This is a genomic window from Actinomycetospora cinnamomea (assembly GCF_003096675.1).
In the GTDB taxonomy this organism is placed as follows: Bacteria; Actinomycetota; Actinomycetes; order Mycobacteriales; family Pseudonocardiaceae; genus Actinomycetospora; species Actinomycetospora cinnamomea.
This window is the reverse complement of the sequence record NZ_QEKW01000002.1, coordinates 150,408-174,509: the sequence shown is the minus strand read 5'-3', so window position 1 is coordinate 174,509 and position 24,102 is coordinate 150,408. Positions and strand designations below refer to the sequence as shown.

Here is a 24,102-nt window from a genome sequence, read left to right as displayed (position 1 = left end):
GTTCGCTCTGCGCGACCGACCACCACGCCGCACCCCGACCGTTTCACCCGACGGTGGCGACGGCCGACGCCCGGGGCAGGATCGGCGGTCGATGGCCATCACCACCACCGTCACCACCACCGCCGCCGCCGCGACGTTGGCCGACGTCCTCGTCCCCTGGTTCCGCGCGCACGCCCGCGACCTGCCGTGGCGTCGCCCGGAGACGACCCCGTGGGGCGTCCTCGTGTCGGAGATCATGCTCCAGCAGACGCCGGTCGCGCGGGTCGAGGGCCCGTGGCGCGAGTGGCTGGAGCGCTGGCCCCGGCCGTCCGCGATGGCCGCCGCGCCGGCCGCGGACGTGCTGCGCGCGTGGGGTCGGCTCGGCTACCCGCGGCGGGCGCTGCGCCTGCACGCGGCGGCCCGGGCCATCGCTGCCGACCACGACGACGTCGTCCCCACCGATGTGGAGACGCTCGAATCGCTGCCCGGCATCGGCACGTACACCGCCCGCGCGGTCGCCGCGTTCGCCCACGGCCGGCGCGTCCCGGTGGTCGACACCAACGTGCGCCGCGTCGTCGCCCGGGCCGTGCACGGCCGGGCCGAGGCCGGCGCCGCCGCGGCCCGTGACCTCGCCGACGTCGAGGTCCTGCTGCCGTCGGACCGGGCGGACGCGGCGACGATGTCGGCGGCGCTGATGGAGCTCGGCGCCACGGTCTGCATCGCCCGCGGGCCGCGGTGCACCGACTGCCCCGTCGCCGACCGCTGCTCGTGGCTGCAGCGCGGGCGCCCCGCCGGAGACGGACCGGCGCGGAAGGCCCAGACGTGGGCGGGCACCGACCGGCAGGTGCGCGGGCGCCTGCTCGAGGTGCTGCGGGGCGCGCCCGGACCGGTGCCCGCCGCCGCGCTCGAGGCCGCGTGGCTCACCGACCACGCCCAGCGCGCCCGGTGCCTCGACTCCCTGCTCGTCGACGGGCTGGTCGAGCAGCTCGCCGACGGCCGCTTCGCCCTGCCGGGCGAGGCGGGCGACGTAGGCTGAGGACATGGCCGTCGTGAAGATCAACGCCATCCACGTCCCCGAGGGCAGCGGGCCGGAGCTGGAGAAGCGCTTCGCCGCCCACGGCGACAGCATGCTGTCGACGCCGGGCTTCCTCGGCTACGAGCTGCTGCGCCCGATCGAGGGCGACACCCGCTACTTCGTCTACACCCGCTGGGAGTCCGACGAGGCCTTCGACGCCTGGCGCAACGGCGGGGCCGCCGAGGCCGCGCACAGCGGCCAGCGCGCGCAGCCCGTCGCCACGGGTGCGGACCTGCTGCAGTTCGAGGTCGCCCTGTCGGTCGGCAAGGGCGGCGGCGAGTCCTGACCGAGGGCCCCGACCCCTCCGCGGTGGCCGAGGCCGCCGGGCTGCTCGACCGCGCCGAGGCGCTGCTGGTGTGCGCCGGGGCGGGCATGGGCGTCGACTCCGGGCTGCCCGACTTCCGCGGCCCCGAGGGCTTCTGGCGCGCCTACCCGCCCTACCGGCGCCTGGGGCTGCGGTTCGAGGAGATCGCCGACCCGGAGCACTTCGACGCCGATCCGGAGCTCGCGTGGGGCTTCTACGGCCACCGCCTCGCGCTCTACCGGCGCACCGTCCCGCACGCCGGGTACGCGGTCCTGCGCCGGTGGGCCGACCGGTGGCCGACGCGCGTCTTCACGTCCAACGTCGACGGGGCGTTCCAGGCGGCGGGGTTCGCCGACGACGTCGTGACCGAGTGCCACGGCGCGATCGGGATGCTGCAGTGCACCCGTCCCTGCCACGACGGCACCTGGTCCGCGAACGGCGTCGAGGTCGCGATCGACGAGGAGACGATGCGGGCCCGCCCGCCCCTGCCGGCGTGCCCGCGATGCGGGGCCGTCGCGCGGCCGAACATCCTCATGTTCGGCGACCTCTCCTGGGTGCCGGGGCACCACGAGGAGAAGGAGGCCGCGCACCGCGCCTGGCTGCGGACCCGGGACGCGGCGCGGCTCGTGGTGGTGGAGCTGGGGGCGGGGACGGCGGTGCCCACCGTGCGCCGGCACGCCGAGCTGGCGTCCGCCGCCTCGGGCGCGCTGGTTCGCATCAACGTCCGCGAGCCGGCGATCCGCCATGACCGCGGCGTCTCCCTCGCCGCCGGTGCCCGGGCGACGCTGCAGACGATCGACGCCGCGTTGACCCCGTGATCAACGGGGACTTCGGACGCGTAGAGGCAGCGAACAGCGCGTTCGCTGCCTGACCGGTGCCTATTCGCCGCCTGTCACGCCCACCAGACGCAGGCCGCGGGCGGCGGCGACGCGCTCGGCCTCGTCGTCGAGGCGCGCGCGGACGTCGGGCTCGAGGGGCGCGACGGCGCTGATCTCGAGCGTCAGCTTCCTGCCCGACGCCTTCGGCCGCCACGTGCCGACGATCTCGCCGTCGGCCAGCAGCGCCCCGGGGTTGCCGAGGATCCGGTACAGCTCCTTGCGCACCGCCGCGTCCGGGGCGAGGAGCTCGCGGTCGCGGGCCTGGAGCATCGGGTCCCAGGGCGGTAGGAAGCGCACGACGTCGGGCTCGGGCGCGGAGAGCGCGGCGTCGAGGTCCTCGGTCGGCAACCAGGCGGGGCGCCCCTCGACCTCGACCTCCACGAGCCCGGTCAGCGCGGCCTCCCACGCCGGGGCGAACGCCGTCGTCGACGTGCCCACGAAGTCGGCGACCTCCTTCGGCCCGGCCGGCCCGAGCACCCGCAGGTAGTCGCACACCAGCCGCGCCGCCCGTGCCGGGTCGCCCTCGACGGGCCGCTGCCATCCGGCCGGCGGCGGGAGGAGCAGCAGCGTCCTCCCGGTCGCGTCCAGCCCCACGCCGACGGGCAGGGCCGAGAGCCGCATGAGCTGCTCGTTGATGTGGACCGTCCCGCAGCCGCGGCAGTCGCGGAGCAGCGCGTCGGGGAGCATCCGCGTCACCGCACTGCTGGCGGCCCCCTTGGTCATCGGTTCGGTGACGACCTCCGCGAGCGCGTCGGCGGCCCGGTCGATCGCCTCGAGGGCGGGGATGCCGACACGCCGCTGCTCCGGTCCGCTCCAGTTCAGCCGGGCGCCCGCGTCGGCGTCGTCGAGCGGGCGCGCCGCGGCCGCGATGTCGTTGCGCTCGGCGTGGGGGTGGTGGTGCGGGGCGCCACGGTGGGTCCAGCCGTCCACGAGGCCGTGGGCGACCGGGTCGGGGTCGTCGTCGGTGCGCGCGGCCAGCGCGAGCCGGGCGGTCGGGCCCGTGTCCTGCAGCCCGAGCGAGGCCAGCGCGGCGAGGGCGCCCGGACGGTCGCGGTGCAGCCCCTGGGCGGCCACCCGGTGCGCCATGACCTGCTCGCGGGTCAGCGTCTCCACCATGCGAGCCAGCTTCCCGCACCGTGGCTGACACCCGCGGTCAGGTTCGCCGGAGGCGGAGACGCGGCGCAGCGGAGCCCGACCCCGGGAGGGGAGGATGCACTCGTGAGCTCGGTGCGCGCGGTGCCCGTCACCACGGACATGGACGGCGACGCCCTGTCCGCCGACGACGCGTGGCACATGGTGCGCCACATCGGGCTCAAGACGCTGCTGCGCGACGCCTTCCGCCGTTTCCGCTACGGCGACGGCTTCAGCAACGCCCGGGCCTTCGCCCTGCAGCTCGCGCTGGCCACCGTGCCGCTGGTGATCGCCGGCAGCGGGCTCGCCTCGGTGGTCGGCATCGAGTCGGTGTCCGAGGTGCTCGCCCGCACCGTGGTCGCCGTCTCCCCCGGAGCCAACGACCAACTGCTGGCCGACCTCGTCGCCCGCGGCCCGGCCGAGGACCCCGGGCCGGGCGGCGAGGACGCCGACGACCCGCGCGGCGAGGACATCGGCGAGATCGCCGTGGTCCTCGGCCTCGCGACGGCGTTCCTCGCCCTGACGAGCGGGATCGCCCAGCTCGAGCGCGGGGTGAACCGCATCTACGGCACCGAGCGCGACCGGCCCCTGCTGCGCAAGTACGCGCGAGCCGCGGTGCTGACGCTCACCGCGGGCACGGCGCTGGGCGTGGGCCTGGTGCTGATCATCGCCGGGGGTCCCTTCGGTGACGCCATCGAGGTGGTCTATCACTGGGGCGACACGGCCGAGACGGTGTTCGACGTACTGCGCTGGCCGGTCGGGCTGGTCGCGCTCGTCCTGGCGGTGACCGTCCTGTTCCGGTTCGTCCCACGCCGCCACCAGCCGGGGCTGAGCTGGCTGGCCCTCGGCGCCGGGCTCACGGTGCTGCTGTGGCTGGCGGCGTCGGGGATGGTGGCGCTCTACGTCTCGCTCTCGGGGGACTTCAGCGACATCTACGGGCCCCTCGCCGGGATCATGGCCCTGCTGCTGTGGGCGACGGCCACCGGCATCGCGCTGCTGCTCGGCGTGGCCGTCGCCGCGCAGCTCGAGGGTGCGCGCGCCGGGATCGGCGATCCCCTGCTGCGCGACGAGGACGACGACGGCATCCCGGACCAGCTCCAGCCCGAGCAGCCGGTGGAAACGGCAAGCCCGGACGGGGGACGTGCCTGACAGCACCTGTCAGGCATGGGGTACGACTGATCCGTGCGCGCCAGCCGCCTGCTCTCCGTGCTGCTCCTGCTGCAGAACCGTGGCCGGATGACCGCGCGCGAGCTGGCCGACGAGCTCGAGGTCTCGATCCGGACGATCTACCGGGACATGGACGCGCTCTCGGTGTCCGGCGTACCCGTCTACGCCGACCGAGGGCCCGACGGCGGCTACTCGCTCCTCGAGGGCTACCGCACGCACCTGACGGGCATGACCGCCGAGGAGGCCGACGCGCTGGCGCTGTCGGGGATGCCCGACGCCGCGGCCGAGCTCGGGCTGGGCCGGGTGCTCGCGGCCGCGCAGCTCAAGGTCCAGGCGGCGCTGCCCGGCGAGCTGTCGGACCGCGCGGGCCGGATCGCCGAGCGCTTCCACCTCGATGCGCCGGGGTGGTTCCGCGAGGCCGACCAGGTGCCCACGCTGACCGGCGTCGCCGACGCGGTGTGGAACCAGCGGGTGCTGCGCGTGCGCTACCGGCGCTGGGCCACCGGCGGGCGCGAGCCGGAGGTCGAGCGCGAGCTCGAGCCGCTCGGGCTCGTGCTCAAGGCAGGCACCTGGTACCTCGTCGCCACGCCCCACGGCGAGCCCGGCGCGGGATCGTCGGGACCGCGGACCTACCGCATCGCGCGCATCCTCCACCTCGAGACCCTCGACGTGCGCTTCGAGCGTCCCGAGGGCTTCGACCTGTGGAAGTACTGGCACCAGCGCGCCCGGGAGCTCACCGACGCACTCTACCAGGCCGAGGCCACCGTGCGGTTCTCGCCGCGGGCCCTCGAGCTCGCCCCGGTCAGGCTGAGCCCGCACACCGCCCGCGCGCTGGCCGAGGGCTCGTGGCCCGTCGACGAGGACGGCTGGGTGCGCGCGGTGATCCCCATCGAGTCGATCACCCACGCCCGCGGCGAGCTGCTCGCGCTCGGCGCCGAGGTCGAGGTCCTCGCCCCGCCGGCGCTGCGCGAGCAGATGGCCGACGTGGCCCACGCGCTCGCGGGGCTCTACGCGTCCGTCTGACCCTTGCGACGGCGGTTGAGCTCGGAGGCCCGGGCGACCGCGCGGCGCAGGGCCCGGTCGGCCCGGGTCAGTGGCAGGCGTTCCAGGCGCAGCGCCTCGTACTCGACGGGCCGGGCACCGAAGTAGGCCTTGTACCGCTCGGGTGCCGACCCGGGTTCGGACTCGCCCATGTGGAACCAGCGCACTCCCTCGGCGGCCGCGGCCTCCAGGGAACGGCAGTGCAGCACGTAGGTGGCCAGGGTCTGCCGGGCCAGCGCGTCGTCCATCGCGGCCAGCCACCCGATCGCGTGAGCGCCGTGCTGCAGGACGACGTTCACCGCGACCGGCCGCCCCTCGTGGTGCGCCGACCACACCACGCACCGCTCCCCCAGCGCCGCGGCGACCGCCGCGACCTGCCCGGGCCGGTCCTGGCTCGTCGCCACCCGGTCGGCCAGCCACCGGGGCTGGCCACGCTGCTCGGCCCACCGCGCCACCGACTGGCCGTAGAGCTGCGCGAACGCCCGCACCCCGACCCCGTCCGGGCCGTCGCCGCGCTCGCGGCGCACCTCGAGGTCGAAACGCTCGGCCTTGCGCACCGAGTTGCGGACCTGGCGCTTGAACACCGTGCTCCACAGCTGCTCGTAGCCCGGCGACAGGTCGATCACCTGCGCCCGGTACGGCACCCGCACCGCCCCGACCGGCGCCGCCGCCGACCAGGGGCCGCCCGCCAGCGACACCGGGACCACCCCGGTGCGCACCACCGGACGCCGCGCGAGGTCGGCCAGCACCAGGCGGCAGTCGTCCTCGGTCAGGACGGTGTCCCGCGCCGCGGCCCCGTCGGCACCCGGGTGGACGAGCACCCCGCCGTAGCCCCACCCGTACGGGAACGACTCCTCGGCCACCCGAACCCCGGCCACCCTCCGGGCGACCAGCGGCAGCACCAGCCGGCGTCCGTCGGGCCGCACGTAGAGCCGGCTCGCGTCGACCTGTCCGGTGCGGGCGCACAGGCAGTCCAGCCACTCCGGGGTCTGGGTGGCCACGGCGTGCGGGTCGGCGGCCAGCGCCGCCCGCCAGGCGTCGCGCGGGGCGGGGCTCACGACCCGGACACCCGCGGCGGCGACGGTGGTCTCGGCGGGGCTCATGCGGGGACTCCCTCCTGCGCGGCGGACGCCGGGACGGTGATCGGGTCGGTGGCGGGGTCGGTGGCGGGGTCGGGACGTCCTGCACCGCGGCGGGCGAGCAGGCCCCGGACGCGCGCGAGGTCGGCGGCGGGCACCGCGCCCAGACGCACGGCGAGCACCACGTACACGGCCAGGCCCAGGGCGATCAGCGCGAGGTCCGGGCCGCCACCGATCACGGCCGCGACCGCGAGCAGGCCGGCCAGCGGCGCGACCGCGGCGCTCCACGCGAGCACGACACGGGCCGGGACACGGCCGACACGGTGGTGGCGGACGTAGACCGACGCGAGCACGGCGGCACCCACCCACGCACCGACCGCGAAGCCGGCGGCCGCGCCCGTCGCCCCCAGCCGCGGGACGAGGACGGCCATCGTCGCCACCTCGGCCAGCGCCGCGAGCGGCAGGCGGGCGGCGGCCCGCCCGGCGAAGCCGCGGGCGAAGAGCGCCTTGAGGAGCATGTCCCCGGCGATCAGCCCGAGCGTGCCGAGGGCGATGACGCGGGCCGGGGTGCCCGCCGCGGCGTACTCGGCGGGGAACAGCCGCCCGAGCAGCGCGTCCGGGGTGACGACGAGGACGAGCAGGGCGGGCACGAGTGCCAGCGGGACCCAGCGGAAGGCGGTGACGACCCAGCCGTGCGCCTCCTGCGCGCTGCGGGCGCGGGCGACGAAGGGGAACACGCCCTCGGAGAGCGCGCTGCCCGCGAGGTACGGGGCCTTGGCCAGCAGCGCGGCGACCTGGTAGGTGCCGACGGCGGCGAACGTGACGCCGTGGCCGTGGCCCAGCGCGCCGAGCAGCAGCACGTCGAGGGTGCTGATCAGGCCGAACGCGGTGGTGCCGGCGGCCATCGGGGCGGCGTCGGCGAACGATCGCCAGCCGGCGATCGCGCCGCGCAGCCGCGGCAGGCGGTCGCGCAGCGTCCACCAGGCCCAGGCGGCGGCGACGGCGGCGCTGAGCAGCAGCGCCCACCCGACACCGAGCGCGCCGGCCCCGACCAGCGCCACGACACCCACGGCGACGACGACCTTGGCGACGACCTCCGCGACACGGGTGACGCCGACGGCGGTGAAGCGGCGGGTGCCCTGGAGGCCGCCGACGAGCACCTGGCCGAGCGCGAGCAGCACGACGGTGCCGGCGATCAGCAGCGTCAGCCCGGGGCCGACACCGGGCAGGATCGCGCCGGTCGTGAGCTGGACCGCCGCGAACCCGCCGCCGAGGGCCGCCCCGAGCCCCACGTTGCCGGCCAGCGCGGCCCGGAACTGCGCGTCGGCGCCCGGCTCGCCGTCCGCCTCGGCCCGCGCCACCGCGCGCGCCAGCGCCCACGGGAAGCCGGCGGCGAGCACCGAGGTGGCCAGCAGGAGCACGGTGAGCACCACGCTCACGACCCCGAACTCCGACGCCGGCAGCAGCCACGCCAGGGCGAGCCCGAAGCCGTAGTTGAGCGGGGCGGTCAGGACGATGCCGATCATCAGGACGGCGGTCCCGGCGGCGGCGGACTGGTGTCCTCGCAGTGCTCGCATCGTGGCTCGCCCTCTCTCGTCGATGGCGAGACCAGCGTCGCGTCCCCGCGACGCGGTGGTGAGGGAGCGCGCCCCCGCGAGCAGGGGGGTTGTCCCTACTCCCGTCACCGCCCGGGCTCCGTGCCGGCGATGACACGCGCGTAGGCGTCGACGTCGATGCCCGAGTCGGGGTGGAAGAGGTCGTCGGCGAAGGCCAGGTAGAAGGCCTCGACGCCGCAGTCGCGGGCGTACCGGGCGGCGTGGACCATCTGGTCGGCCTCGCTGTCGGAGAACACCGATCCGCCGGTGTTCGGCGCGTCGGGCGGGCCGGGGTTCTCGGCGACCACGCCGAGCCCCGCCTCCCGGGCCAACGCGATGGTCCAGCGCTGCGCGGCCCCGCGGTCGCGGCCCTCGGCGGCCAGCGACTCCGGGGTGTCGCCCGGGCGGCAGGTCTCCTGGCCGGGTTCCGCGGCCCGCGCGCGGGTGGCGGTGTCGTCGTCCAGCCCGGTGTAGCCGACGAGGACCCGCGACGGCGGCTCGAAGGCCCGCGACCGGGCGTCGAGCTCGGCGAGGACCGCGAACTGGCGGGTGTAGTCCAGACCCCGACCCAGCGCGCCGTCGGGGTCGCCGGTGCCGTCGAGGCGGGCGGCGACGGCGTCGTCCCGGTCCCGCGGCAGCACACCCCGGCCGGCCAGCGGGACGTGCAGGTCGCCGGTGTAGCCCGCGGAGCGCAGCGTCCCGGCGAGCCAGACGACGCTGTCGATCAACGAGGCGGTGTACCAGTCGTACCAGCCGACGACCTGCTCCGGCGTGACCGGCGAGCCCTCCCACGTCGGCACGGCCGGCCGCCAGCCGGGCAGCGGGGTCGGGGAGACGCCGTCGGCGAGACCGGGGCCGCCCTGCGCGGCGACGTCGAAGGCCCAGAACGAGGGATCGTCACCGCCCGGCTCCGGGCCCGGGTAGCCCAGTTCCCCGGCGATGCGCACGGCCGCGACGTCGTCCAGGCCGACCTCGGACGCGACGGCGCGGACGTACGCGGCGGCCGCATCGCGGGCCGCGGCGCTGAAGACGAGGTTGGCGTCCCGGCGTGAGCTCGTGGCGCCGAACTGGTCGACGAACGCCGCGGCAGGCAGGTCCAGCACCCACCGCGGCGTGTTCTGCAGCCCCAGCCCGAGCACCACGCGCATCCCTGCGTCCGCGCACGTGGCGATGCGCTGGCGCACGCCGGCCAGGTAGCCGCGGTCCACGACACCGGGCGCGGGCGCCGCGTCGGCCCACTGTGCCTCGGTCATCACGGTCGTGACCCCGGCGCGGCGCAGCGCGGCGACCCGATCGGGCGCGCAGTCCGCGGCGAGCACCCCGAACGCGGGGCCGGCCGCGGCGGTCGTCGTGCCGACCACGTCCCCGGCGCGGCCGGTCGTCACGAGCACGATCGCCGTCACCACGAGGGCGACGACGGTCGCGACGGCACCAGCGGCCCACCACGCGCCCCGCCGATCAGCCACTGTCGGACACCGCCGGGACGTCCTGCCCCGACGCGACCGCGGCGTCGAGGGTGCCCGGGTCGAGCTGCCAGACCACGGTGTCGCCGTTGGTCGGGCCCTGGGTGACGAACACCGGCGTGGCGTTCTGCTCGAGCCACGTGAGGATCTCGGGGGCCGCGTCGCCGTAGCCCTGCTGCAGCGGACGCTGGGAGGTCAGGACGTACTGCGCGCCGTTGTCGCGCATCTCGGTCAGGGTGGGCCAGTCGCCCCACCCGGGACGTGGGAGGAAGGCGAGCTGGGCCACCGGGCCGGTCATCGCGACGCGGGCGTCGGCCGGCAGCGCGGTCTCCATCCACGCCCGCGCCTGCGGGAACCCGTCGTCGACGGTCAGGCGGGCGGAGACACCGAGCACCAGCGTTGCCGCGATGAAGACGCTCGCCGCGATGCCCAGCGGCCGACGCAGCGCCGGGCGACGGTCGCCCAGCTCGGCGATGGCGGTGGCCGAGACGATCACCGAGACGACGACCGTGTAGTAGCCGAACTGCTCCTCCAGCGCGCCGGCCGACGCCGCGTAGACCCCGAACAGCCCCGTCGAGACGCCGACCAGGCCCATGAGGCGACGTCCGGTGGCCTTCGCGAACACCGTGCCGAGGCCGGCGAACAGGCACAGGCCCAGCAGGACGTAGCTCGTCCCGAAACGTGAGAGCTCGGCGATCAGGCGGTCCAGGAGGCTGACGTTCGTCGCGTGGAAGCCGGAGATCTGGTCGATGCCGAGCATGCGGCGCACGCCGCTGAGCTTCTGGAACGTGAAGTCGCCCAGCCGCCCGTTCAGCGCGACCACGACGACGAACACGGCGTAGGGCAGGACCGCGCCGAGGGAGATGCGCCCGACCTGCGCGGCCGACAACGTGCGTCGCCAGAAGATCGCGAGCACCAGCGGGACCAGGATCTGGAAGACCGTCATGTCCTTGGTGACCAGGGCCAGACCGAAGACGACCCCGACGCCGACCTCGCGCAGGTGCCGGCTCTGCTCGCTGCCGGGGTTGGTGAGCACCCCGAAGAGCAGCAGCCAGGCGCCGAGCGTCCACATCGTCGCGGGGGTCTCGAGCATGACCCGGCTGTCGCTGCGCAGCACGAACGGATCGAAGGCGAGCACGGCCGCGCCGCCGAGAGCGATCGGCAGCGGGACGACCTTGCGCAGCAGCCGGAACGCGAGCATCACGGTGATCGCGCCGAGGATCGCGGTGAGCCAGCGCAGGCCGTAGACGAGATCCATGGTCGGTAGGTCGCCGAGGCCGAAGAGCGTGATGAAGCCGGCGTCGAGCAGGAACGAGCCGATCGGATGGAGGAAGAAGGGGCTGCCGTCGAAGGTCGGCAGGTTGCCCTGGGCGACCGAGTTCCCGATCTCGGCGTAGAGCAGCTCGTCGACGAACAGGTCGTTGGCCCGGTGCAGCCCGATCAGCCGCAGGAGCAGGGCGACCAGCCCGATCGCGGCCGTCAGCGGCCAGGAGCGCCCGTAGGTCAGCCAGCCGAGACGCTCGCGGGCGGCCAGCGGCACGAGCATCGTGCCGCTCTCCAGCGGCGCCGGGCCGCGGGCGACCGTGCGGGTGACGGCGTCGGGGAGGAGCTTGCGGAGCTTGCCGGCGCCCCTGGCCTTCCCGGCCTTCCCGGCCTTCTCGGGCTTCCCTCCGCGCCGCGGCCCGAGCGGCGGGGGCGGGGCGCCGGGACGGGCCGGCGGGACGGGTGGGACCCGGGACCCCGGCGGCGCGACCGGACCCTGCGAGCCGGGTGCGCCGGCGGGGCGGGTGCCGGGGTGCGCGGAGGGGCCGGCCGGCGGAGGGATGCCCGGACCACGACGTGCGGGGCCGGGGACGTCGCCCGTCGGCCGGCCGGGGCGGTACTCGGGCACGCCGCCTCCTCCCCCACCGTCGCGGGACCTGTGGCCCACCGTGATCAGGCGCAGGTCGATCTCGCGGCTCATCACCCTAGCGGCCGCACCTTGGTCACGGACAGTCCTCATGTGTTCCCGCCCCTGCTCGCCGCGTGCTGACGAGGACGACCCTCTCGTTCGCCGGGCAGTGATCCGAGGGGGTGCGCCCGCCGCCGGGGTGGGGCAGACCCCCGGGTCAGCGCACCAGGCGGTTGCGGAGGGCGACGAGCCGCTCGCGCGTGGGACCGGACAGCCGGGCGACGGCCGCCGCGCGCAGGTCGGCGACCCGCGCCGTCGCCGCGCGCTGCACGGTGCCGACGCCGGGGGTGGGATAGGCGCGCAGGCGGACCTGCTCGCGGATGCCGGTGGCGAAGTCGGCCTTGTACGACTCGTTCTCGCCCAGCAGGTCGAGCTCGGCGACCTCGGGCTCCGCGAACGCGTGCTCGACCAGGTGCTGGGTGAGCAGCACCCCGGGCCCGAGCTTGGCGTGGGCGTCGTCCATGCCGAGCTTGAGGAAGTGCAGGGTGCGGCCCTGCTGCAGGCAGTAGCCGAAGGCGATCGCCGTACCGTCGACGCGCAGGAACGCCAGCCGCAGCACGCCGACCTCGGCGGCCCACCGCGCGCCCGCGGTGTAGAACGCGACGCGCGCCGGGCTCGAGAGGATCGCCGAGCCGGCGGCGAGCTTCCACTCCCGCGCCTCGAGCGCCAGGCCCTCCCGCAGCCGTTCCTCGAGGACGCCGTCGCCGCCGTCGCACACCTCGAACGTGACCTCGCCGGCGTCGCGCAGGCGATTGCGCAGTCGCTTGAGCCCGTGGCGGCGGTTCCTCGAAAGACGCTGGAGGAAGTCGGCCGGATCGCCGACGGTCGCGACGTAGGGCGACGAGCACCGGTGGGTCTCGAGCACCGGGACGCGCCCGCGCCCGGCGGCGTCCCGGAGCGCGGCGGTGAGCGGGTCGTCGGCGAGTACGGCGTCGAGATCGACCACGGAGCGGCGCGCGAGCAGATGCTCGGCGAGCTCCCCGGCGGCGTCGGCGTCGGCGAGGACGGGCGCGATGAGCGCGGTCTCGGAGTTCACGGGCGTGTGCACGCCCAGCGGAGCGGTGACGACGGGCAGGACGCCCGCCAGCTCGCCGTCGCGGTGCACCGTCAGCGCCCGCAGCGCCGACGCCTTCCCGAACGCCCCGGCCCAGGCGCGCAACCACCCCGGCCGCGCGAACACCGGCGCTCCGGTGGCCAACGCGAGCCGATCCCACGCGGCCACCAGGCCCTCGTCCAGCGCCCGCACCTCCGCCATGCTCACGCATCGTAGCCACAATCAGCCTCAGACGGGCCAGCGATGTTGTCAGCGGTGGGCCATCGCTGACGCCCAGTGTCCGTAATGCCACACGCTCGCGCGTGGACGCGGCAACTCGTCCACAACGTGCGCACCGAGAGTCAGCGTCGGGCACGTTGTCCACAGATGCCTCGAAGAGCACCTCGCGGCTGAGCGGCACGCGCGACTCTCAAATGCATGCGACGAGGGCAGTGGGCGAAGGAACGCGAGCGGCTGTGGGCTGCGAGTCACGAAGGCGTCATCTCCATCGACGACCTCGTGGCCCTCGGCGTTCCCGAGCGGACCGCCTACCGGCGCACCCAGGAGGACGGCCCGTGGACCCTGCTCGCGCCCGCCACCTTCCTGTTGTCCAACGGCGAGCCGACACGGCGCCAGCTCGAGATCGCGGCTCTCGTCTACGCGGGCGACGGCGCCGTGCTCACCGGTTGGGGTGGCGCCCGGCACTACGGCCTGCGGCGCGGCGCGGTCCCGGAGTCCGTGCACGTCCTCATCAGCTGGGACCGGAGCGTGCTGAGCACGCCCACCATCACCGTCGAGCGCACCCGGCGCCTCCCGCGCGCGATCGTCCGCGACGGCCTGGCCGTCGCACCACTCGTGCGGTGCCTGACCGACGGCGCCCGCCGGACGAAGGACCTGACCGAGATCGCGGCGGTGTTCGCGGAGGCCGTCCAGAAGCGCCAGGTCCTCGCGGAAGCGCTGCGCACCGAACTCGACTGCGGCTCCCGCAAGGGGACCGCGGCGCCGCGACGGGTGCTCATCGCCGTCGAGGCGGGCGTGTGGTCCGCCGCGGAGTACGAGACCCGCGAGTTCTGGCTGTCTTGGGACGACCTGCCCGAGATCGAATGGAACACCACCATCTACGACGAGGACGGTCTCTTCCTCGCCGTCGCGGACGGGCTGGTCCGCGAGGTCGGCCTCGTCTTGCAGGTCGACTCCGTGGAGCACCACTTCGCGACACCCGAGCAGGTGCAGCAGACCCTCGAGTATCACCGGCGTCTCCGGGCCGCCGGTCTGCACGTGCTCGGCATACGCCCTGCCCAACGACGCGACGACCCCGGGGGCCTGCACACCGACATCCTCGACGCCCTGGACGTGGCCCGGCTCCTGCCGCCCCCGCGCGTGCGCTACGAGGCGCGCACCGCGTAGACGCGCGCACCTCGAGATCGACGCGAGCGTGTGGCGTTACGGACGCTCAGTGTCTGCGATGGCCCACCGCTGACACGACACGCCGCAGCCGACACGCCGAAGCCCCGGTCCCTCGCGGGCGAGGGGCCGGGGCTCCGGGGCGTGCGGGGTCGTGCGGACGGGGACTACTCCGCCGTGGCGACCTCGGGGGTGTCGGGCACCGGGGTCGGCTTGGCCTCACCGCGGAAGGTGAAGGTCGCCGACTCCGGGGCCGGCTTGGTGACCCCGTTGTCGTCGGTCTCGGGCGTCCAGCCCTCGACGTCCACCAGCACGATCTGGCCGGACTCGATCTCCCCGAACAGGATCTTCTCGGAGAGCTGGTCCTCGATCTCGCGCTGGATGGTGCGGCGCAGCGGCCGGGCGCCGAGCACCGGGTCGAAGCCGCGCTGGGCGAGCAGCTTCTTGGCGTTGTCGGTCAGCTCGATCGACATGTCCTTGTTCTGCAGCTGCTTCTCGGTGCGGCTGATCATCAGGTCGACCATCTGAACGATCTCGGCCTCGGTCAGCTGGTGGAACACGATGATGTCGTCGATGCGGTTGAGGAACTCGGGGCGGAAGTGCTTCTTGAGCTCGTCCGTCACCTTGTTCTTCATGCGCTCGTAGTTCGAGCCCGAGTCCTGCCCGGACTGGAACCCGAGGCCGACCGCCTTCGAGATGTCCTGCGTACCGAGGTTCGACGTGAACACGATGACCGTGTTCTTGAAGTCGACGATGCGGCCCTGGCCGTCGGTCAGGCGACCGTCCTCGAGCACCTGCAGCAGCGTGTTGTAGACCTCGGAGTGGGCCTTCTCGATCTCGTCGAAGAGGACCACCGAGAACGGCTTGCGGCGCACCTTCTCGGTGAGCTGGCCGCCCTCCTCGTAGCCGACGTACCCGGGGGGCGCGCCGAAGAGTCGCGAGGCGGTGTAGCGGTCGTGGAACTCGCCCATGTCGATCTGGACGAGCGCGTCGTCGTCGCCGAAGAGGAACTCCGCGAGCGCCTTGGTGAGCTCGGTCTTCCCGACACCCGAGGGGCCGGCGAAGATGAACGAGCCCGACGGACGCTTCGGGTCCTTGAGGCCGGCGCGGGTGCGCCGCATGGACTGCGACACGGCCTTGACCGCGTCCTCCTGCCCGATGATGCGCTTGTGGAGCTCGTCCTCCATGCGCAGCAGCCGGGTGGTCTCCTCCTCGGTGAGCTTGAACACCGGGATGCCGGTCCAGTTGGCCAGCACCTCGGCGATCTGCTCGTCGTCGACCTCCGCGACGACGTCGAGGTCGCCGGACTTCCACTGCTTCTCGCGCTCGGACTTCTGCCCGATGAGGTTCTTCTCCTCATCGCGCAGGCGCGCCGCCTTCTCGAAGTCCTGCGCGTCGATCGCGGACTCCTTCTCCCGGCGGACGTCGGCGATCTTCTCGTCGAACTCGCGCAGGTCCGGCGGCGCGGTCATGCGGCGGATGCGCATGCGGGCGCCGGCCTCGTCGATGAGGTCGATGGCCTTGTCCGGCAGGAACCGGTCGTTGATGTAGCGGTCGGCCAGGGTGGCCGCCGCGACCAGCGCTGGGTCGGTGATCGAGACGCGGTGGTGCGCCTCGTAGCGGTCGCGCAGCCCCTTGAGGATCTCGATGGAGTGGGCCACCGAGGGCTCGCCGACCTGGATCGGCTGGAAGCGGCGCTCGAGCGCGGCGTCCTTCTCGACGTGCTTGCGGTACTCGTCGAGCGTGGTCGCGCCGATGGTCTGCAGCTCGCCGCGGGCCAGCATCGGCTTGAGGATCGACGCGGCGTCGATCGCGCCCTCGGCGGCACCCGCGCCGACGAGCGTGTGGAGCTCGTCGATGAACAGGATGATGTCGCCGCGGGTGCGGATCTCCTTGAGCACCTTCTTGAGGCGCTCCTCGAAGTCACCGCGGTAGCGCGAGCCCGCCACGAGCGACCCGAGGTCGAGGGTGTAGAGCTGCTTGTCCTTCAGCGTCTCGGGGACCTCGCCCTTGACGATGGCCTGCCCGAGGCCCTCGACGACGGCGGTCTTGCCGACGCCGGGCTCGCCGATGAGGACCGGGTTGTTCTTGGTCCTGCGGGACAGGACCTGCATGACCCGCTCGATCTCCTTCTCCCGGCCGATGACCGGGTCCAGCTTGCCCTCGCGGGCCGACTGGGTGAGGTTGCGACCGAACTGGTCGAGCACCAGGGAGGACGACGGGGTGCCCTCGCCGCGCTGGCTGCCGGACTCCGCGGGCTCCTTGCCCTGGTAGCCCGAGAGCAGCTGCAGCACCTGCTGGCGCACACGGTTGAGGTCCGCGCCCAGCTTGACGAGCACCTGGGCGGCGACGCCCTCGCCCTCGCGGATGAGCCCGAGCAGGATGTGCTCGGTGCCGATGTAGTTGTGCCCGAGCTGCAGCGCCTCGCGCAGCGACAGCTCCAGAACCTTCTTGGCGCGCGGGGTGAACGGGATGTGGCCGCTCGGCGCCTGCTGGCCCTGGCCGATGATCTCCTCGACCTGCTGGCGCACGCCCTCGAGGGCGATGCCCAGGGACTCCAGCGCCTTGGCGGCGACGCCCTCGCCCTCGTGGATCAGTCCGAGCAGGATGTGCTCGGTACCGATGTAGTTGTGGTTGAGCATCCTGGCCTCTTCCTGGGCCAGGACGACCACCCGCCTCGCGCGGTCGGTGAACCTCTCGAACATTCGTCACTCCTGACTGCTGCGCCGGCGGTCCTCCACCGAGTGTCCCCGAGGGAACGCGCCCGGTGGCCCCTTGGCTGGTGCCCGATGACGGATCGGGACCCCCACGGTGCCCGAACTGCCAGTGCACCGTAAGGCCATCCTAGTCGTCGCGCGTGACGTCACGGGACGGCGACGGTTCCACCACCGTGACGGCGGACACGCCCGCCGACATCCCGGACCGGGCGGCCCGGGGTCATGCCGGGTGCAACGACGCGCGGCGCCGACCTCATCCCGCCCGCGTGTTCGCGCCGGGCGAACCACCCGCCCGGGGTCAGGGCGCCGGTGGGTAGCCCATCACGTCGAGGATCAGCGGCGACTCGTTCGTCCGCGGACCGGCCCCGGCCCGGTCGATCTGGAACGGCACCGGCCCCTCCGACCCCTGCACGATCGACTCGTCGGAGGTCACCCGGCCCTCGACGGTGAAGGTGTCGAACTCGAAGGGCAGGCCGTTGGCGGCCAGCGGGTCGGTCCGGTCCATGACGTGGAAGTGCAGGTGCGGTGCGCTGGTGTTGCCGGAGTTGCCCAGTTTCCCGAGCACCTGCCCGCGGCGCAGCTGCTGGCCCACGGCGAGGTTCCGCGGGTTCCCGGGCTGCAGGTGGGCGTAGAAGGCGTAGCGCCCGCCGCCGATGTCCTTCACGACGTGGTTGCCGCCGTACTCGGCGAGCGAGAGCCCGCTCGGGTTCGCCCCGGGCGGCTGCATCGGCAGGTCGTCGACGAGGCCGACCACCGGCCCGTCGGCGACGGCCAGGACGTCCGCGCCGACGTACGGGTAGCTGGCCAGGTCCGTCGGCGGGCCCGTCATCATCCGGTCGGACGCGTCGACCCGGACGTAGTCGATCGCGAACCGCTCCGGCGCCCACAGCCGGCCGTCGATGGGACTGACCGCGCCGCGGTGCGCCCCCCAGCCGGCAGCAGCTGTCGCCGTCGACCCAGCCGTGCCCGGCGAGGGGTGGCGAGATGCGTGCCGGCGGTGTGCGGTCCACCGCCGTCGCGGCCACCGGCTCGCTGAGCGTGGCCGGGACGAGGGGCGGGCTCGGCTGGGCGAACTGCACGTCGAGGCGGTGCTCGAGGCGCGCGGGGACGGGGTCGGTCGGCGCGAGGGACACGTCCACCCAGATCAGGCCGCCCTGTCCCGCCTGGAGCGCACGGTCGCCCGGGTCGCCCCCGAACGGCTTGATCCAGGAGGCGAGGGCGTCGCCCTCCAGCCGCAGCAGCGACCGGCCGTCACCAAGGACCTCGACGGCATCGACCGTCGCCGGCGAGGACAGGATGTTGGTCACCTGCAGCTCGTAGGCCAGGTGCACCCGCCCGTCGGTCGCGGGGAGGGGACCGGCGGTGCGAGCACGGACGCCGCGACCGGGTGAACACCGACACTCCGCCGGAGACGGCGTCCGAGGCGGACGGGCCGCCGAACGGCCCCTCGACGGACCCGCTGCCGGCGGACGGGCTCGGGCTCGGGCTCGGCGGCGCGGACCCGGCGCCGGGACCACCGCAGGCCGTCAGGACCGCCACCACCGCGAGCAGGGCGCCGACGACCGCGGCCCGCCCACCTTCTCCCACGCGCACTGCGCCTCCCCGTGCTCGAGCACGGCCCGCAGATGTCGGAGTTCCGACCGGACCGTCGACGGCGGACGCTAGGGCGCGATGATCGACGCGCTGTCATCGCGACGACAGCACTGCTCCGCCGGACGGGTGAAGACGCAGCGAGTCGAAGGACCAGCAGGGGGTGGCGGCATGACGACGACGGTGTCGGCTCCGGACGCACGAGCCGAGCAGGTCCTCCGGGCCTGCCCCCAGCTGCGCGACCTCGGCGCCGGGTCGCTCCGGGCGCTCGCCGGGGCGTCCGCGGTCCGGCACTACACCGCCGGCGAACCCGTCTTCCTCGAGGGCGGCCCGGGCGACGCCATGTTCGTCCTGCGCCAGGGCGCCGTCGTCGCGCGCATCAGCTCGGCGGCGGGCGACGTCATCGACCTCGGGGTCGCCGCGGAAGGGCACGCGTTCGGCTACTTCGAGGTCCTGCAGCCCGGCCCGCGCACCGAGGACGCGGTGGCCGTGCGGGACTCGACCGTCGTCGTCGTCCCGGCCGCGGCGGCCCTCCGGGCGCTGCGCACCAGCCCCGAGACCCTCCTGGCGCTCGCGCGCGACCTCGTCCGGATCGTCAGCCTCCAGAACCGCGCCCGCAGCGGCCTGCGCCGCCCCGTCGACCGGCGCGTCGCCGCCCTCCTGCTCGAGCTCGCCGACGGCCGCGACGTCGTCGACTTCGGCGGGCCGCAGAGCCTGCTCGCGCAGCGCCTCGGCATCGCCCGCCAGAGCCTCAACACCGCCCTGCGCGGCCTCGCCGACCGCGGCCTGCTCACCGTCCACGCGGGCGGGCGCGGCGCGGCGCTCGAGCGCGCCGCGCTGGCCGCCCACGCGACCGGACCCTAGTGCGCCTTGTGGTAGGCCTCGGAGACCTCGCTGGGGATGCGGCCACGCTCGGAGACCGTCATGCCCTGCTTGCGCGCCCACTCGCGGATGGCCTGGTTCTGCTCGCGGTCGACCGCCGCGCGCCCGCCGCCGCTGCGCCGCGAGGACGTCGACGACGACGCGGGCGTCGAGGGCCGCCGCCGCCCGCCGCTGCGGCGGGCGTGGGCGACGTAGTCGGCGAGCGCCTCGCGCAGCCGTGACGCGTTGGCCTCCGAGAGGTCGATCTCGTACGTGGCGCCGTCGAGCCCGAACTCGACCGTCTCGTCGGCCTCGGACGAGTCCAGGTCGTCGACGAGCGACACCACGACTTTCTGCGCCATCGCGCGACCTCCGAGCATTCGAAAGGGGGGAAAGTGGCCGGAGACTATTTCCACCCGGTGCTCTTTGTCGAGTGATGCGCGCCGCCCGACGCGGTGGAGTGAATTGCGTGTCAGTCGGGGACCGCGCGTGAGTCGGGAACGACCACGGCGAACATGTCGGCGAGCGCCGCGAGGCTCGCGCTCTGCAGCGTGGCCGCCGGAACCGTGCCGTCGGGGCCCGGCAACGCGCGGGTCGCGGTCGCCCGGGCCACCACGGTCGGCGCGAAACCGGCGTTGAACGCGCCGCGTGCGGTGGAGTTCACGCACATGTGCGTCATGAACCCGGCGATGACGAGATTCTGCGCGGATCGCGACCGCAGGTGCTCCTCCAGGTCCGTCCCCACGAACGAGTTCGGGAAGTTCTTGACGATCCGGTGCTCGCCCTCCCGCGGCGCGACGCGGTCGACGATCGCACCGATGTCGGCGCGCACGTCGTAGGGCGTGCCCTCGCCCGCGTCGTGCTGCACGTGAACGATCGGGATGCCCGCGCTGCGCGCGCGGTCGAGCAGCGCGGCCGCCTCGTCGATGGCGGGCTCGACGTCCTCGAGGGCCATCACGCCGCGGGTGTAGGTGTTCTGCAGGTCGATCATCACGAGCGCGGACTCGCGCAGGCCCGCGGGCGTCGCGGGCATACCGGTCAGCTCGCGCAGGGTCGTGGACGGGCTGCTGGACGGCCTGGTCATCGTCGGCTCCTCGCCGGGGTGGACGGGTGGTGGACGTGCGAGGGGCGCCCCCGCTGCGTCGTGCGCAGCCGGGGCGCCCCTCGATCCTGCTCGGTGACCGGCTACAGGTCACCCAGCTCGCGCATCTCGTCGTCGGTGAACAGCCGCGAGCGGATGATGAAGCGGACGCCCTCGGGCGCCTCCACCGAGAACCCGCTGCCACGCCCCTTCACGACGTCGACGGTGAGGTGCGTGTGTTTCCAGTACTCGTACTGCGAGGCGGACATGTGGAAGCCGATCGGTGTCTCCAGGCCCTCCACGGAGAGGTCGCCGAGGTGCACGTCGGCGCCCCCGAGCTTGAAGTCCCCGTCCGGGTAGCACATCGGGGCGCTGCCGTCGCAGCACCCGCCGGACTGGTGGAACATCAGGGGACCGTGCAGCTCGGTGAGCCTCACCAGGAGCTCGGCGGCCTGCGGGCTCAGGGCGACGCGCGACGTCCCCGGGCCCGGCACCTCGGGCACCTGCTCGGTGACGTCGGTGCCGGCGCTGATCTCGGTCACGGTGCCTCCGGCGTTCGACGGGCGGATCAGAAGAAGCCCATCGCGTTCGGCGAGTAGCTGACCAGCATGTTCTTGGTCTGCTGGTAGTGGTCGAGCATCATCTTGTGGTTCTCGCGGCCGATGCCCGACTGCTTGTACCCGCCGAAGGCGGCGTGCGCGGGGTACTGGTGGTAGTTGTTCACCCACACCCGGCCGGCCTGGATGTCGCGGCCCGCGCGGTAGGCGGTGTTCGTGTCGCGCGACCAGACGCCCGCGCCCAGCCCGTAGAGCGTGTCGTTGGCGATCGCCATGGCGTCGGTGTAGTCGGAGAACCGCGTCACCGACAGCACCGGGCCGAAGATCTCCTCCTGGAAGATGCGCATGGAGTTCTGGCCCTCGAACACGGTGGGCTGGACGTAGTACCCGCCCGAGAGCTCACCACCGAGGTCGGCGCGCTCGCCGCCGGTGAGGACCTTGGCGCCCTCCTGGCGACCGACGTCGATGTAGGACAGGATCTTCTCGAGCTGGTCGTTCGAGGCCTGCGCCCCCATCATCGTCTCGGTGTCGAGCGGATGGCCCATCGTGACCTGCTCGGCGCGCTTGACCCCCTGCTGCACGAAGTCGTCGTAGATCCCGCCCTGCACGAGCGCGCGCGACGGGCAGGTGCAGACCTCGCCCTGGTTGAGCGCGAACATCGCGAAGCCCTCGAGGGCCTTGTCGGCGAACGCGTCCTGCTGGGCGAACACGTCGTCGAAGAAGATGTTCGGGCTCTTGCCGCCGAGCTCGAGCGTCACCGGGATGAGGTTCTCCGACGCGTACTGCATGATCAGGCGGCCGGTCGTGGTCTCGCCCGTGAAGGCGATCTTCTTGATGCGGTTCGACGAGGCCAGGGGCTTGCCCGCCTCGACGCCGAAGCCGTTGACGACGTTGACCACGCCGGCGGGCAGCAGGTCGGCGATCGTCTCGAGCAGCACGTGGATCGAGGCCGGCGTCTGCTCGGCGGGCTTGAGGACCACGGCGTTGCCCGCGGCCAGCGCCGGGGCGAGCTTCCAGACCGCCATGAGGATGGGGAAGTTCCACGGGATGATCTGGCCGACCACGCCCAGCGGCTCGTGGAAGTGGTAGGCGACCGTGTCCTCGTCGATCTGGGACAGGCTGCCCTCCTGCGCGCGGATCGCGCCCGCGAAGTAGCGCAGGTGGTCGATCGCGAGCGGGATGTCGGCGGCCAGCGTCTCGCGGCAGGCCTTGCCGTTCTCCCAGCTCTCCGCGATCGCGATCTTCTCGAGGTTCGCCTCGATGCGGTCGGCCATCCGGTTCAGGACGCCGGCGCGCTCGGCGACCGACGTCCGGCCCCAGGCGGCGGCCGCGCCCTCGGCGGCGTCCAGGGCCTTCTCGACGTCCTCGGCCGTGCCGCGCGCGACCTCGGTGAACGTCCGCCCCGTCACCGGGGTCGGGTTCTCGAAGTACCGACCCTTCGCCGGGGCGACGTACTCGCCGCCGATGAAGTGGTCGTACCGGGGCTTGAAGGAGACGACGCTGTCCGTCTCGCCCGGCGCCGCGTACTTGGCCATCTGGGTTCCTCCCCGTGCTGGGTGCGAGTGATCACGGACACTAGGGAGCGAGGGGTTGCACGGGCGTTGCAACGCACCCGCGTCGTTCCACCCCGCATTGCACCCGCACTCGCGGGTTCGATGTAGGGTTGCCTAACCCGCTGGGATGCAGCAAGCTCGTCCGTGGGGACCACGGCGTCCCCGCGACCGTGCTGGGGGCGCCGATGCCGGGCAGCGAGGGGCCGACCGCGCCCGCGGACCCGCTCGAGCGAGCCCGCTACCTCGAGCGCATCCGCGAGGCCGTCCTGTCGGGCTCCGCGAGCCCGGCCGCTCCCCGCGACGTCGTCTCGGCGTCCTGGCGGCGCTCGCTGGACGCCCGCGTCGACCCCGACCACGGCCGGCCCTGGCAGGTGTTCGGCACCGAGGAGCTCGACGCCGTGCGCGGAAGCCATCTGCTGGCCCCGGTGCTGCCGATGCTGCGGCGCACGCTCCTCGACGTGGCCGACGAGGCCGTGCACATGATGATCGTGACCGACGCGCGCGGGCACATCCTGTGGCGCGAGGGGCACGCCGACGTCCTGCGCCGCGCCGACGCGGTCGCGCTGGTCGAGGGCACGCGCTGGAGCGAGGACTCCATCGGTACCAACGCGATGGGCACCGCGCTGGCCTCCGGGCGGGCGGTGCAGATCCACTCCGCCGAGCACCTCGTGAAGCTCTACCACGCCTGGACCTGCGCGGCGGCCCCGATCCACGACCCCGACAGCGGCGACGTCGTCGCGGCCGTCGACCTCACCGGGCCGCTGCGCACCTTCCACCCGAGCACGCTGGCACTGGTCCGCGCGGCCGCGGAGCTGGCCGAGGTCGCGCTCCGCGGCCGCCTCGTCGAGCACGACGAGCGCCTGCGCGCCCGCAACCAGCCCCACCTCGACGGGCTGCACGGCGCGCCCGGCGCCCTGCTCAGCCCGCGCGGCCGCGTCCTGTCCACCACCGACACCGGCTCCTGGCCGGAGCGGGTGACCATCCCCGAGCAGGGCGACCGGGTCGACCTCGGCGAGCACGGCGAGGGCGTGCTCGAGCCGCTCGTCGAGGGCTGGCTGCTGCGCCCGGTACGGCGTACCTCGGCGCGCCCCTCACTCGCCCTGGCGTTCCTCGGCGCCGAGCGCCCCGTCGCGCGCCTCGACGGCCGCCCGGTGCGCCTGTCCCTGCGCCACGCCGAGCTGCTGGCGCTGCTGGCGCTGCACCCCGACGGCCTCACCGCCGAGCGGCTCGCGTACGCGCTCTACGGCGACGCCGGCAACCCCGTGACCGTCCGCTCCGAGGTGCACCGCCTGCGCGCCGCCCTCGGACCGACCCACATCAGCACCCAGCCCTACCGGTTGCGCGCCCGCGTCGACGCCGACTTCCTCGACGTCCGCGCCGCGCTGCGCGCCGGGCGCCTCCCCGCCCCCGCGGTCCTGCGCCGCGGGGCCCTGCTGCCCACCTCCGACGCACCCGCGGTACGCGAGGAACGCGACCACCTCGAGGCCGCGGTACGCAGTGCGGTGCTGCGCCGCGGGGACGCCGAGGCGGTGTGGGCGCTGGCGCGCACCGAGGCCGGCGCCGCCGACCCGGAGCTCGCCGCGCGCCTGCGCCGGCTGCTGCCCGTCGCCGACCCCCGCCGCGACGAGCTCGGGGTCTGACGC

The 24,102-nt window shown here is 74.3% G+C and carries 20 protein-coding genes; 8 read left to right on the top strand and 12 right to left on the bottom strand.

The window, feature by feature from the left end:
• The first annotated feature begins 91 nt into the window (after positions 1–91).
• The 3 genes from C8D89_RS05570 (at position 92) to C8D89_RS05560 (ending at position 2,176) form a co-directional block, all read left to right on the top strand.
• Complete coding sequence (locus C8D89_RS05570; RefSeq protein ID WP_116707102.1) at positions 92–1,015, top strand: HhH-GPD family protein; 924 nt, start codon at positions 92–94, stop codon at positions 1,013–1,015.
• A gap of 4 nt (positions 1,016–1,019) precedes the next feature.
• Positions 1,020–1,340: an antibiotic biosynthesis monooxygenase family protein gene (locus tag C8D89_RS05565; protein ID WP_116707101.1), complete on the top strand. Its 321-nt coding sequence runs from the start codon at positions 1,020–1,022 to the stop codon at positions 1,338–1,340.
• A gap of 86 nt (positions 1,341–1,426) precedes the next feature.
• On the top strand, positions 1,427–2,176 hold the full coding sequence (locus C8D89_RS05560) for an SIR2 family NAD-dependent protein deacylase (protein ID WP_423716747.1): 750 nt from the start codon (positions 1,427–1,429) through the stop codon (positions 2,174–2,176).
• 60 nt (positions 2,177–2,236) lie between these two features.
• Here C8D89_RS05560 and C8D89_RS05555 read toward each other — a convergent pair whose 3' ends face one another.
• Entirely contained in the window at positions 2,237–3,352 is a 1,116-nt protein-coding gene (locus tag C8D89_RS05555; protein WP_116707099.1) for a winged helix DNA-binding domain-containing protein, read from the bottom strand.
• A 102-nt stretch (positions 3,353–3,454) separates the two neighbouring features.
• Between C8D89_RS05555 and C8D89_RS05550 the strand changes: the two genes are divergently transcribed.
• On the top strand, positions 3,455–4,516 hold the full coding sequence (locus C8D89_RS05550; RefSeq protein ID WP_116707098.1) for a YihY/virulence factor BrkB family protein: 1,062 nt from the start codon (positions 3,455–3,457) through the stop codon (positions 4,514–4,516).
• A gap of 33 nt (positions 4,517–4,549) precedes the next feature.
• Complete coding sequence (locus tag C8D89_RS05545; RefSeq protein WP_116707097.1) at positions 4,550–5,557, top strand: helix-turn-helix transcriptional regulator; 1,008 nt, start codon at positions 4,550–4,552, stop codon at positions 5,555–5,557.
• Here C8D89_RS05545 and C8D89_RS05540 read toward each other — a convergent pair.
• The 5 genes from C8D89_RS05540 to C8D89_RS05520 all read right to left on the bottom strand — a co-directional run bounded on the left by C8D89_RS05540 (position 5,542) and on the right by C8D89_RS05520 (position 12,918).
• Positions 5,542–6,678 (bottom strand): GNAT family N-acetyltransferase, encoded by a 1,137-nt coding sequence (locus tag C8D89_RS05540; protein ID WP_116707096.1) that lies wholly within the window; start codon positions 6,676–6,678, stop codon positions 5,542–5,544. The genes C8D89_RS05545 and C8D89_RS05540 overlap by 16 nt on opposite strands.
• Positions 6,675–8,231, bottom strand: coding sequence for an oligosaccharide flippase family protein (locus tag C8D89_RS05535; protein WP_116707095.1), 1,557 nt, complete (start codon positions 8,229–8,231; stop codon positions 6,675–6,677). Before C8D89_RS05535 ends, C8D89_RS05540 begins: the two co-directional genes overlap by 4 nt.
• Positions 8,232–8,335: 104 nt before the next feature.
• Positions 8,336–9,715, bottom strand: coding sequence for a hypothetical protein (locus C8D89_RS05530; RefSeq protein ID WP_116707094.1), 1,380 nt, complete (start codon positions 9,713–9,715; stop codon positions 8,336–8,338).
• Positions 9,708–11,675: an ArnT family glycosyltransferase gene (locus C8D89_RS05525; RefSeq protein WP_116707093.1), complete on the bottom strand. Its 1,968-nt coding sequence runs from the start codon at positions 11,673–11,675 to the stop codon at positions 9,708–9,710. The genes C8D89_RS05530 and C8D89_RS05525 overlap by 8 nt, the downstream gene beginning before the upstream one ends.
• A 145-nt stretch (positions 11,676–11,820) precedes the next feature.
• Positions 11,821–12,918, bottom strand: a complete 1,098-nt coding sequence (locus C8D89_RS05520) for a GNAT family N-acetyltransferase (protein ID WP_116707092.1) — start codon at positions 12,916–12,918, stop codon at positions 11,821–11,823.
• A 216-nt stretch (positions 12,919–13,134) separates the two neighbouring features.
• Between C8D89_RS05520 and C8D89_RS05515 the strand changes: the two genes are divergently transcribed.
• Positions 13,135–14,103 (top strand): hypothetical protein, encoded by a 969-nt coding sequence (locus tag C8D89_RS05515; protein ID WP_165825567.1) that lies wholly within the window; start codon positions 13,135–13,137, stop codon positions 14,101–14,103.
• A 164-nt stretch (positions 14,104–14,267) separates the two neighbouring features.
• On the opposite strand, the gene C8D89_RS05510 is transcribed toward C8D89_RS05515, so the two are convergent.
• A complete protein-coding gene (locus C8D89_RS05510; protein ID WP_116707091.1) occupies positions 14,268–16,805 on the bottom strand; it encodes an ATP-dependent Clp protease ATP-binding subunit in 2,538 nt (845 codons plus the stop codon).
• A gap of 310 nt (positions 16,806–17,115) precedes the next feature.
• On the bottom strand, positions 17,116–17,646 hold the full coding sequence (locus C8D89_RS05505; RefSeq protein WP_165825566.1) for a M23 family metallopeptidase: 531 nt from the start codon (positions 17,644–17,646) through the stop codon (positions 17,116–17,118).
• Between the two features lie 932 nt (positions 17,647–18,578).
• Here C8D89_RS05505 and C8D89_RS05495 point away from each other — a divergent pair.
• Positions 18,579–19,271 (top strand): Crp/Fnr family transcriptional regulator, encoded by a 693-nt coding sequence (locus C8D89_RS05495; protein WP_165825565.1) that lies wholly within the window; start codon positions 18,579–18,581, stop codon positions 19,269–19,271.
• Here the strand turns inward: C8D89_RS05495 and C8D89_RS05490 are convergent.
• From C8D89_RS05490 to exaC, 4 genes are all read right to left on the bottom strand, one after another.
• Positions 19,268–19,630: a histone-like nucleoid-structuring protein Lsr2 gene (locus tag C8D89_RS05490; protein ID WP_116707087.1), complete on the bottom strand. Its 363-nt coding sequence runs from the start codon at positions 19,628–19,630 to the stop codon at positions 19,268–19,270. The genes C8D89_RS05495 and C8D89_RS05490 overlap by 4 nt on opposite strands.
• Positions 19,631–19,740: 110 nt before the next feature.
• Complete coding sequence (locus C8D89_RS05485) at positions 19,741–20,352, bottom strand: cysteine hydrolase family protein (protein WP_116707086.1); 612 nt, start codon at positions 20,350–20,352, stop codon at positions 19,741–19,743.
• A gap of 101 nt (positions 20,353–20,453) precedes the next feature.
• Complete coding sequence (locus tag C8D89_RS05480) at positions 20,454–20,882, bottom strand: DUF779 domain-containing protein (protein ID WP_116707354.1); 429 nt, start codon at positions 20,880–20,882, stop codon at positions 20,454–20,456.
• Positions 20,883–20,917: 35 nt separating this feature from the next.
• Positions 20,918–22,441 (bottom strand): acetaldehyde dehydrogenase ExaC, encoded by a 1,524-nt coding sequence (gene exaC, locus C8D89_RS05475; RefSeq protein ID WP_116707085.1) that lies wholly within the window; start codon positions 22,439–22,441, stop codon positions 20,918–20,920.
• A 128-nt stretch (positions 22,442–22,569) separates the two neighbouring features.
• Here exaC and C8D89_RS05470 point away from each other — a divergent pair, with 128 nt between their 5' ends.
• Entirely contained in the window at positions 22,570–24,099 is a 1,530-nt protein-coding gene (locus tag C8D89_RS05470) for a GAF domain-containing protein (protein WP_341477303.1), read from the top strand.
• Positions 24,100–24,102: the final 3 nt, after the last annotated feature.